The sequence below is a fragment of the Gordonia sp. McavH-238-E genome (assembly GCF_022348225.1).
GTDB classification, from domain to species: Bacteria; Actinomycetota; Actinomycetes; order Mycobacteriales; family Mycobacteriaceae; genus Gordonia; species Gordonia terrae.
This window is the reverse complement of record NZ_JAKRFE010000035.1, coordinates 1-10574: the sequence shown is the minus strand read 5'-3', so window position 1 is coordinate 10574 and position 10574 is coordinate 1. Positions and strand designations below refer to the sequence as shown.

Below are 10574 nucleotides of genomic sequence, written 5' to 3'. Positions count from 1 at the left end.
CCCGCAAACCCGCCCCGGCCCACCTCCGGGCCAACGACCGGCACCGCCGCGCGGCGACACCCCGGGGCCGACGGCAGGTCCCGCCGGACCGCGCCCACCCGCGCCGGGACCGCAACGACCGGGGCCGACCGGTCCCGGGCCGACACCCAACGCGCCCGGTGCGGGAGCCAACCCCGCGGGACCGAGGCCGGGTGGCAGCCCCGCCGGTCCGGGCCAACGCCCGCCGATGCCGGCCGGGCCACCCGGGCATCGACCCCCGCCCGGCCGGCGCCCGATTCCCGGAGCGCCACCACTCGCCAAAGGCGTTCCGCCACAGGGCAATCGGTCCCTCGACGGATCACGTCCGCCGTTTGCCGGCACCCGTCCAGGTGCTGCGCCAGGCGAGCGCCCCGACTCCCCCGGCCCGGATGTCTCCCGGGACAACCGCACCACGCAGGTGGTGGGAGCAGCTGGCGGATTCGTCGATCAGTCCGAGGATCCGGCGTCGGACACCCGCGTCGTCGACAGTCCCGGCGCGGTGAGCACGCCTCCGGTCGCCGACCGCCAGGAAACCCAGGCCTATTCAGCAGCAGCACATCCCACCAGTAGTTCGGAGGACAGCGTGGCTCCCCAGTCCGGTGCCGGTCCGCGTGTCAATCGGATGGCGTTGTGGGCCTTGGCATTGTCGATCCTCGGGATCACCTTCATCGTGGGACTCGTCCTGGGTTACCGAGCGCGCACGCAGATCCGGCAGCGTCGCGAGATCGGTCTGCCCTTCGCCACCGCCGCGATCTGGGTCGGCTGGGCCTACCTGGGGGTCTTCGTGTTCGGGCTGATCGTCTACGGCTGGATCCTGTTCGTCGCCTGACGCCGGCCGACGAGCAGGGAATCAACCCTCCGCCCCGGAAGTGCGAGCTCCGGGCGCCCTCGGTGAGCTGCCGGCGGGTCTCGCGATCAGAAGTACCCGTTGCCCGGCAACGGGGTGTCGTTCACGCGGAGATCCCCGATGGCGACGGCCTTGTACGACGTCGGGTTGTGCAGGGTGATGGTCCGGATGTTGCGCCAGTGCCGGTCGAGGTTGCGGCTACGGCTCGCCGACGAGGCACCACCCACGTCGAAGACGGCCGCCGCCGCCGGGAGGGCGATGCGATCGACGTGCACCTTGACGCGCGCGGCGGCGAGGGACGCCTGCGCGAACTGCTCGACGTCGATGACGCCGCGTCGCGCCAATGCGTTCGCGGTCTCGACCTGCCGCGCCGCACTCAGGACCGCGTCCCGTGCCACATGTGCGGCGGCGTCGATCTCACCGATCCGCTCCAGCAGGATCGGATCCTGCCGTGGCTCGGGCGACGGCGCGTGCTCGAAGGTCCGTGCGCGTGAGTTCAGCAGTGCGACCGCATCATCCGAGGCGGCCAGGAGGATGCCGGCGATAAGTGCCTGTAGGAACAGCTGCAGGAACGGGCCGTCGTTGGCGGCGGGCGGAGTGGAATCATCGAGTTCGACGAACTCCAGGACGTCGTCCGAGGTGACGCGGACATCGTCGAACAACGTCGAACCGGTGCCCGTCCGATGCTGCCCGATCCCGTCCCAGTCGTCGACGACGCTCACCCCGTCGCGGTCGACCGGGACGACCACTTTCACCAGCCGCGCGCGCAGGGCGTCCGGGACGATGGCGAGGACCGTGACGTAGTCCGCGAAAGCCGTTCCGGTGCTGTAGAACTTCTCGCCACGCAGCCGCCAGCCGTCACCGTCGGAGACGAGTTGAGTCGCGTACTGGCGCGACCCGGCGGCGACACCGCGTTCACTGGACGCGTTGCCGACGATGGCGCCCGCGGCGATCCGCTCGCTCCACCGGCTCCGCACCGGTCCGACGGGGAGGCGTTCGATCTGCTCGACGAACCAGTAGTGAGCGCGCAGGATGTGCGCGGCGATCGGGTCGGCGCGGGCGAGGTCGATGATGAACTCGAAGAGTTCGACACTTCCGGCCCCGGCACCTCCGGACTGTGTGTCGAGTGACAGCGCGGTCAACCTCGACCGTCGGAGGAGCGCCACGGCTTCGCGGGGGTCCCGGCCCTGGCGCTCGCGCTCGGCCGACCCGGCCGCGATCTCGGCGAGGATCTCGTTCCGGTCGGTCACGACCCGCGCGGGTGCGGTCATGCCGGCACCTTCGCGAACGCGCCGCGATGGCGTGCGGCGGGGTGCGACTCCGGAAGCCGGTCGTGGCCGCTGAGTTTGGCACGTGAGGTTCCCTCGGCATACTCCCGCTTCGCCAGACCGCGCTCGCGGAGAACGGGTAGGACGTGGTCGGCGAAGTCGACGTAGCTGCCGGGGATGGTCGCGTTGATGACGTTGATGCCACCCACCCCGGCGTCACGCCACTGCTCGAGGCGGTCGGCGATCTGGTCCGGTGTCCCGACGACCCGGCCTGTCCGGCTGCGCAACTGGGCGAGATCGCGCACGGTCGGTTCGCGGTCGGGCACGGCCTCGCGAAGCCACAGCAGGAAGCTCTGGGAACCCTCCGTGTGGATCTGCCCGATCGGGGTGTCGAGGTCGTAATGTCCGAGATCCACGCCGATGCCGCCCGCCGAGTGGGCGATGATCGTGCTCGGGTCGATGAGCTCGTCGAGTTCGCGGGACTTGCGCGTCGCTTCCTCCTCGGTACTCCCGATCACGAACGAGAGTCCCTGGAAGAACTGGAGATCCGTCGGTTGCCGGCCGGCCTCGGCCGCGAGGCGCCGGGTGTCGGCGATCAGCGTGCGCGCGGCGTCGGGAGACGGCGAGAGGATGAACTGCGCCTCGGCGTTGCGGGCCGCGAAACGTCGTCCGGCCGGCGAGGAACCGGCCTGGAACAGCACCGGGGTCCGCTGCGGGGACGGCGACACGAGATGAGGTCCCTCGACCCGGTAGTGCTCACCGACATGGTTGATCTTGTGGACGCGGTCATAGTCTCCGTGGAGACCGCCCGTCTTGTCCTGGATCAGCGCGCCCTCGTCCCAGGAACCCTCCCACAACTTGTACGCGACGTCGACGTACTCGTCGGCCCATGCGTAGCGGTCGTCGTGTTTGGTGATCCCGTCGTATCCGAAGTTGCGCCAGGCGTTGTCGGACAGACTCGTGACGATGTTCCACGCGATCCGGCCCTTGCTCAGGTGATCGAGGGTGGAGATCTTGCGGGCGAAGTCGAACGGGTGCTCCTGCAGGATCGAACTCGTGATCGCGATGCCGAGATGCTCTGTGTGCGAGGCGATCGCGGAGGCCAGCACGAGCGGGTCGTTGCTCGGGATCTGCAGGCCGGAGTCGACGAACTTCTTCCAGTCCCCCTGATAGTCGTCGTACAGTCCGACCACGTCGGCGAAGAAGATGAAGTCGAACCGGGCCTCCTCCAGCAGTTTTGCGAGGCCGATCCAGTGGTCGAGATCGTTGAAGCGGTGTTGCTGCGCCTCCGGCGCCCGCCACGCTCCGTGCAGGATGTGCGATGTCGTGTTCATGACGAAGGCGGCGAAGTTCAAGGGGGGCGCGGACATGGCTGCTCCTGATCACGAGGCGTCGGACTCAGCGCGACGTTACGGACGACGCCGCGCGTCCGGCGACTTCGGATCACGGTGGCCCCAAGGGGTGCCCGACACCGTCCGGAGCCCCTAGGTTGTGGTGATTCCCGTCCCGACGCCGGGCTCCCGCTGTCGTGTCCCACGACCTCGAGCCGCGTCCGCCGCCATCTGTGCTGCCCGAGGAGAAGTTCTGTGCTGCGACGAAGTCCTGTGCCGCGACGATCGCGGCGATCCCGCCTGCTGCCCGCGGCCGGGGTCGCCCTGACCTGCGTGGCGTTACTGGCGGGATGTGCCCAGCCGCGCACCGGTGACGGCGAGTCGACGGGGGTCCCCGCCGCGCCGGGCCAGTACGTCTCGGGCGGGACCATCTCCTACGGCCACGAGCAGGAACCACCCTGCGTGCACGGTGGGTGGGTTCAAAACGCCTATCTGGCACGGCAATACCTCGACAACCTGGTGTCGCTGGACGACTCGGGACGAGTGGTGCCGTGGCTGGCCACCCGCTGGGACATCTCCGCCGACGGGCGCTCGTACACCTTCCATCTGAAGCCCGGTGTCGAATTCAGCGACGGCACACCGCTCGACGCCGAGGCCGTCCGTGCCACCTTCGCGTCGTATCTGAACCCGGACAAGCCCAACGGCACGGTGGTGTCCTACATCGGCAAGTACTTCGAGTCCGACGAGGTCGTCGGGCCGCTGACCTACCGGATGAACCTCACGTCGGCGTACACCCCGCTCCTCACCGTGCTGACGCAGGGCTACTTCGGAATCCAGTCGCCTACCGCGCTGGCGCGTGGTCCGAAGGCGAACTGCACCAGCCCGGTCGGGTCCGGCCCGTTCATCATCGAACGCTGGGACCGCAATCGCAGCATCACCTTCGTGCGCAACCCGAAGTACAACTCTCCCCCGGCGAACGCGGAGAACCAGGGTCCGGCGTACGTGGACAAGCTGATCTGGAAGTTCCTCAAGGACCCGGTCCTCCGCTACGGATCGCTGCGCAGCGACTCCTCCGATGTCATCTACAACGTGCCGGCCATCAACTGGGCGGACGCGACCAGCCGGTATCAGGTGAGCCGCTACGTGACGCCGGGGCGCCCGAATGCCATCACCCTCAACGTCGACCACGCGCCGTTCGACGACGTCCGGGTACGGCAGGCGTTCGCCTACTCGGCCGACCGTCGCAAAGCCGTCGAGACGGCGTTTCTCGGCGTGGTCCCCTACAACGCCAACGGCGCGCTCAGTCAGAGCACCCCGGACTACGACCCGGAGGCCGGGAACTACCCGCACGACCCGGAGGCGGCCGCTGCCCTGTTGGACGACGCGGGTTGGACCGGTCGCGACGACGACGGCATCCGCACGAAGGACGGACGACGCCTGACCGCGCGCGTCGTGTACGCCGCCGACGCGATCGTCGGACCCGAGGGTGCCGCGATCCTGCAGGCGGTGGCTCGACAGGCGCGTGACGTGGGCTTCGACATCCAGCTCGTCCCCGCCACCCAGAGCGCGTATTTCGGCGGGCAGTACGCCAAGGCACCGACCTACGACGCCTACGTCGGCTACTGGACGAGCCCGACCCCGGGCCTGCTGTACATCAACTGGCGTCAGCGACTCCCGGACAGCCCCAACCCGCACAACACCGCGTACTACAACGACCCGCGTCTGCAGACCCTCATCGAGCAGGGCAACGCCTCCCCGGATCCGGCACAGGCCCGGGGGTTCTACCGCGACGCCCAGCGCCTCATCGGTGACAACGCGCTCTCGATCGGGTTGTACACGCAGACAACGTCGTTGGCGGTATCACCACGCCTCCACGGGGTGTGGGTCGAGAAATCACAAGGCGAACCGGTGTTCGCGGATGCGAGGTTCGTGCGATGACCCTGGTCGACGACCCGGCCGTGACCGCGGCCCGACGCCAGGTGGTCCCCCCGCGGGGCCTGACCCGGTGGGCGGGCAAGATCGGTTCGGCCGTCTTCGTGCTGTGGGCCGCCGCCTCCATCACCTTCCTGCTTCAGGTGCTCGCTCCCGGCGACCGCGCGACGCTGCTCCTCAACCTCTCGTCTGGCGAGAGCCGGGAGCGCACGCCGGACGAACTCGCTCCGGTCAACGCGGAGTACGGCTTCGACGAGTCGGTGTGGTCGCAGTATCTGGACTATCTCGGCGGTCTGCTGCGCGGCGATCTCGGCATCTCGTTCCAGCTGCAGCAGCCGGTGACCGAGATCATCGCCGACCAGATCGGACCCACGCTCGTCCTCACCCTCACCGCCCTGGTCGTCGCGTGGCTCTTCGTCCTCGTCCTCACCACGCTCACGGCAGGCCGCCGTGGACCCTGGGGCTCGGCCGGGTCCCTGATCGAGACCGTCAGCGCCGGGCTGCCGCAGTACTGGGTGGGATCGATCCTCCTGGTGGTGTTCGCGATCAACCTCGGCTGGTTTCCCGTCGAGAGCGGAACGGGCCTGTGGGGACTCGTCCTGCCCGTGCTCACCCTGGCGATCCCGCTGTCGGGCTTCCTCGGCCAGATCGCCCGGGACGAGTTCGCCCGCGCACTGGACCAGCCCTTCGTGCTCACCGCCCGCAGTCGCGGACTCGGCGATCTGTCGGTCCGGTATCGACATGTGTTGCGACACTCCGTCCTTCCCGCGGTGACGGTCTCGGGCTGGGCCATGGGCGCGCTGCTGTCCGGTGCGGTCATCGCCGAAACCGTGTTCGCGCGAGCGGGTATCGGTCAGACGCTGGTCGCGGCGGCCAGTTCGCGTGACGTCCCGCTGGTGAGTGGCATCGTTCTGTTCGTCGCGCTCGTCTACACGATCGCCAACCTCGTCGTGGACTTCCTCTACACCGTCATCGACCCCAGGATCGAGGTCCCATGACCCTCACCAATCCGGTCCGCCCCGCACTGACGAACGCGCTCTCCGCGGTTCGCAGGTCCACCACCGGCACGCCTCGCGGTCAGGACGACCAGCCACGTCGCTCGTGGCCACCAGCGGCGGTGATCGCCGCACTCGTGGTGCTGGCTCTGTTGCTCGTGGCCGCGGTGGCGCCCAACCTGCTCGCTCCCTACGACCCGCTCGCCGTCGACCTGGACGCCACCCTGCAACCGCCCAGCTGGGCACACCCGTTCGGCACCGATCTGTCGGGACGAGACCTGCTGAGTCGCGTCATCGCCGGCACCCGGCAATCGCTGATCATCGGGCTCGGCGCGGTCGCACTCGCGTCGGTCCTGGCGGTGTTGCTCGGCATCGCCGCGGGGCTGTCAGGGCGCGTAGCCCAGGCGCTGGCCAATCGCTGGATCGAGGTGATGTTCGCCTTCCCCATCGTGCTTCTCGGTCTCCTCCTGACCTCGGTCTTCGGGCCCGGACAGGTGACCCTCATCCTGGCGATCGGTATCGGCATCGCCCCGGGGTATGCCCGCATCGTGCGCGGTCAGGTGCTCGCCGTCCGGACTGCGCCCTACATCGAGGCGGCGACCGCCCTGGGGCACCCTCGCCGTCGAATCCTGCTGCAGCACATCGCACCCAACGCGCTCCGCCCGATGATCGTGACCGTGACGCTGGGAGTGGGACAGGCCATCATCTGGGCGTCGGGACTGGCCTATCTCGGACTCGGCGTACCACCACCCGCACCTGAGTGGGGCGCACTGCTCGACGCCGGACGCACCTACATCACCGTGGCCTGGTGGCTGGAGATCTTCCCCGGTCTCGTCATCGTCGCGGTGGCACTGGCATTCACGACCGTGGGCCGTCACCTCGGCGCACGCCTGGAAGGAGACCGCCGATGACCGTCGTCACCCGAGAGGCGATGGCCTCCGTCCGCGTCGACCGCACCGACGCACCGCTGGCCGAGGTGCGCGACCTCCGCGTCTCGTTCGCCGGCCGCCAGGTCGTCAAGGGCGTGTCGTTCTCGGTTTCTGCCGGCCAGTGCCTGGCGATCGTCGGCGAATCCGGTTCCGGCAAGTCCGTCACCGCGCGCACCCTCATCGGACTCACCGGTTCGGGCGCCGAGATCGACGCCACCGCCCTCGCGTTCGGCGGGCGTGATCTGCGCGGCCTGGTCGACCGCGAGTGGCGCGCCATCCGAGGCCGCGAGATCGGATTCGTCCTCCAGGATGCCCTGGTGTCGCTGGATCAACTGCGCACGGTGGGCAGCGAGATCGCCGAGTCGCTGACCGCGCACGGCAGCATCGGTCGTCGGACCCCGGCACGGCTCGGTCGTGCGCTCCGCGAGGAACGCGTCGTCGAGCTGCTCGGCCTCGTGGGCGTTCCCGAACCGCGGGTACGAGCGCGTCAGCGTCCGCACGAGCTCTCCGGCGGACTCCGCCAGCGTGCTCTCATCGCATCGGCGATCGCCCAGGACCCGAAACTCCTCATCGCCGACGAGCCGACGACGGCACTCGACGCCACGGTCCAGGCCCAGATCCTCGACGTGCTGGCCGAGGCCAAGTCGCGTGGCAACGGCATCATCCTCATCTCGCATGATCTGGCCGTCGTGTCACGCCTGGCCGACCGGGTGGCCGTGATGCGCGACGGCGAGATCGTCGAGTACGGCAACGCACGGGAGGTGCTGACCGCCCCGCAGCACGCGTACACCCGAGGTCTCATCGACGCGATCCCCTCCCGCGCGTCCAAGGGCACGTCGCTCGTCAGCGGTGAGCAGCTCGCCACTTCGGTGACACCGACGCCCGACCAGCCACTCGCACTCCGTGTTCGCGACCTGCACAAGTCGTTCGGCAATCCGGCGATCAGGGGCAAGGCGATCACTGCCCGCCCCGCCGTGGCCGGGGTGAGCTTCGACCTCGCGCCCGGTCGTACCCTCGGCATCGTCGGCGAGTCGGGTTCGGGCAAGACCACCACCGCACGGATCATCCTCGGGCTCACCGAACCCGATTCCGGCACGGTCGAATTGAACGGCGCGGCGTGGTCCGGACTCTCCGAGGCCCGGCGCCGCGCGTCGCGCCACCTGATCTCGGTGATCTACCAGGACCCGCTCAGTTCGTTCGACCCGCGATGGACCGTCGACCGCATCCTGGCCGACGCCCTGCGGGTGACCGGCGTGCGCAGCGCAGATCTCGACCACCGGATCACCGAACTCCTCGACCAGGTCGGGCTGCCCACGGAGTACCGGCACCGGCACCCCTCGCGACTGTCGGGCGGACAGCGCCAGCGCGTCGCGATCGCCCGTGCGCTCGCACCGCGTCCCGCCGTCATCGTGTGCGACGAGCCGGTGTCGGCCCTCGACGTGTCCATCCAGGCACGGATCCTCGACCTCCTGGCGCGTCTGCAGGCGGAAACCGGTGTCGCGCTGGTGTTCATCTCGCACGACCTGGGCGTCATCCACCACGTGAGCGACGACATCGCGGTGATGCGTGCCGGTGAGATCGTCGAGTACGGTTCGGCGGACGCGGTTTTCGACGATCCGCAGCACCCCTACACCCGCGAACTGCTCGCCGCGGTCCCGCGGATCGCCCCCGCTCCCTGATCCAAAAGGGCCGCAGATACCTAGAAGCGAGCCGGCGCCCACCTAACACGCCCCCTAATCCGAAAGAACGACACAACCATTGCTCCCTGAGCAGCCTATGAAGGTTTGTGTCAATGGGGTCCTGTGGTGAGTGTGGGCGTGGGGGTGTGGCCCGGCGGCCGTGGTGGCTGCGGGATCGGAAATGGGGTGGTTCGTCGGCCGGGGTCGTGCCTGGCGCGTGCTCTACCTAGCGTTCAAACGGGTTGGTACTCAACAGCCTTCATTCGAGCTTGGTTCGCGCCGGGGTGGGACTGCTCAGGCTCAGGGTCGGGTTTTGTGCCCAAGGAGCAGCGAGCTTGTCCCGGTCGGAGGGTTTAGGGGTCAGGCGGCGGTCCTTTCGGCGGGTCGGGTACGGCCGGCAGCGATGTCGGGATCCGGCCAGTTGGTGCAGGCCCAGGCCGGTGAGGACCTCGATCATGGCCGCCTCGACCTCCTCGCAGGCGGTGCGGGCGTGGTGAAAGTCGGCCAGGGCGTAGCGGGCCCGTTCCAGCGCACCGGCCTCGCCGATGGTCTGCGTGGCGAAGGCGGCATCGACGACCGCGACCAGGATGCGGGTGGTGACCCGCCGCCCACCCCAGGAGGGCAGCTCGGCGCGCACCTGATCACGCAACCACGCCACGGCCTGCTCGCGCCCGCCCAGGGCGGTCAACGTTGCCGGGGTGCACCCAATGACGGTCATCGCGGCCAGCCAGGTCACCGATCTGAAGGGCTGTCCGGCGCAATCCAGAGCGTTAGGCCAGGCACCCTCGAGCAGGTCGCGGACTTGTTGCTGCGCTGCACCGCGACGGGTGAGTTGCTGGGATCGGCGCACACCGAGGTGACGCAGCCGAGTCGACTGCTCATCAGCGTGTTCGGGCAGATAGATGTGGAGTTGGGTGGTCAACCTGGCGATCAGCAGGGCGTCTTTGTCGTCGGATTTGTCGTGGGTGAAGTCTTCGGTCTCCCGAGCCCGCGCCACCGCGATCGGCTGCACGCACACCATCTGCACGCCGACCGCAGCAGTAAGGTCTCGCACTGTCTTCCAGCGATGCCCGGTCGGTTCACACGCGATGACGATGCCGACAAACCCGGCAGCAGTAGCGGCGGTACGGCTCCACTCGATCGCAGTAGCCAACTGCCGCGGCGCGCACCGAAAGGTCCTGCGCACCAGAATGCGGGAGTCGTGATCGACAACAGCGACGACTTGCTTGGTCGCGGCCAGATCGATCGCTACCACCGCATAGTCGCGGCGCACGATGCCCCGGAACCGACTCAACCGATCGTTACGGCGCTTGTCTCCCCGACTCAAACGACTAGCCTTAGACATTGACATCCTCCTTTTGTGGTTGGGATAACCAAGCCCTTACGACCACATCAGGAGGATGTCCCAGTTACCAGCCCTTCCAGCTATTACTAGGTGCGAGGAGCGTTAGCGACGAGATGGTCCTATAGATTGTCAAGCGCTCCGAGGTCGGTGGTGAAGGCTTTGTAGAGTTCGCGGGCGACGTAGCGTTTGAGGCATCGGATGATTTCCTTCTTCGTTTTCTCGTTGCCGCG

General features: G+C 68.5%; 8 protein-coding genes. 5 read left to right on the top strand and 3 right to left on the bottom strand.

Annotated features, from left to right (window positions below):
* The first annotated feature begins 439 nt into the window (after positions 1-439).
* Positions 440-847 (top strand): DUF4190 domain-containing protein, encoded by a 408-nt coding sequence (locus MHN80_RS25845; RefSeq protein WP_239404121.1) that lies wholly within the window; start codon positions 440-442, stop codon positions 845-847.
* 86 nt (positions 848-933) lie between these two features.
* Here the strand turns inward: MHN80_RS25845 and MHN80_RS25480 are convergent, their stop codons facing one another.
* Together MHN80_RS25480 and MHN80_RS25475 are read right to left on the bottom strand one after the other, a co-directional pair.
* A complete protein-coding gene (locus tag MHN80_RS25480; protein WP_239404120.1) occupies positions 934-2136 on the bottom strand; it encodes an acyl-CoA dehydrogenase family protein in 1203 nt (400 codons plus the stop codon).
* On the bottom strand, positions 2133-3503 hold the full coding sequence (locus MHN80_RS25475; protein WP_239404119.1) for an LLM class flavin-dependent oxidoreductase: 1371 nt from the start codon (positions 3501-3503) through the stop codon (positions 2133-2135). The genes MHN80_RS25480 and MHN80_RS25475 overlap by 4 nt, the downstream gene beginning before the upstream one ends.
* A gap of 234 nt (positions 3504-3737) precedes the next feature.
* Here MHN80_RS25475 and MHN80_RS25470 point away from each other — a divergent pair, with 234 nt between their 5' ends.
* The 4 genes from MHN80_RS25470 to MHN80_RS25455 are packed head-to-tail and all read left to right on the top strand — an operon-like array spanning position 3738 to position 8999.
* Positions 3738-5402 carry an ABC transporter substrate-binding protein gene (locus MHN80_RS25470; RefSeq protein WP_239404117.1) on the top strand — a complete coding sequence of 555 codons (1665 nt, stop codon included), beginning with the start codon at positions 3738-3740 and terminating at the stop codon, positions 5400-5402.
* A complete protein-coding gene (locus MHN80_RS25465) occupies positions 5399-6394 on the top strand; it encodes an ABC transporter permease (RefSeq protein ID WP_239404116.1) in 996 nt (331 codons plus the stop codon). Before MHN80_RS25470 ends, MHN80_RS25465 begins: the two co-directional genes overlap by 4 nt.
* Entirely contained in the window at positions 6391-7302 is a 912-nt protein-coding gene (locus MHN80_RS25460; RefSeq protein ID WP_101820423.1) for an ABC transporter permease, read from the top strand. The genes MHN80_RS25465 and MHN80_RS25460 overlap by 4 nt, the downstream gene beginning before the upstream one ends.
* Positions 7299-8999 carry an ABC transporter ATP-binding protein gene (locus MHN80_RS25455; protein WP_239404115.1) on the top strand — a complete coding sequence of 567 codons (1701 nt, stop codon included), beginning with the start codon at positions 7299-7301 and terminating at the stop codon, positions 8997-8999. Before MHN80_RS25460 ends, MHN80_RS25455 begins: the two co-directional genes overlap by 4 nt.
* Before the next feature lie 259 nt (positions 9000-9258).
* Here MHN80_RS25455 and MHN80_RS25450 read toward each other — a convergent pair whose 3' ends face one another.
* Positions 9259-10272, bottom strand: a complete 1014-nt coding sequence (locus tag MHN80_RS25450; RefSeq protein ID WP_239404114.1) for an IS110 family transposase — start codon at positions 10270-10272, stop codon at positions 9259-9261.
* Positions 10273-10574: the final 302 nt, after the last annotated feature.

Coding starts and splice junctions, on each gene's coding strand:
- MHN80_RS25460 (WP_101820423.1), top strand. CDS start 6,391: ATGACCCTCACCAATCCGGTCCGCCCCGCACTGACGAACGCGCTCTCC.
- MHN80_RS25480 (WP_239404120.1), bottom strand. CDS start 2,136: ATGACCGCACCCGCGCGGGTCGTGACCGACCGGAACGAGATCCTCGCC.
- MHN80_RS25455 (WP_239404115.1), top strand. CDS start 7,299: ATGACCGTCGTCACCCGAGAGGCGATGGCCTCCGTCCGCGTCGACCGC.
- MHN80_RS25475 (WP_239404119.1), bottom strand. CDS start 3,503: ATGTCCGCGCCCCCCTTGAACTTCGCCGCCTTCGTCATGAACACGACA.
- MHN80_RS25465 (WP_239404116.1), top strand. CDS start 5,399: ATGACCCTGGTCGACGACCCGGCCGTGACCGCGGCCCGACGCCAGGTG.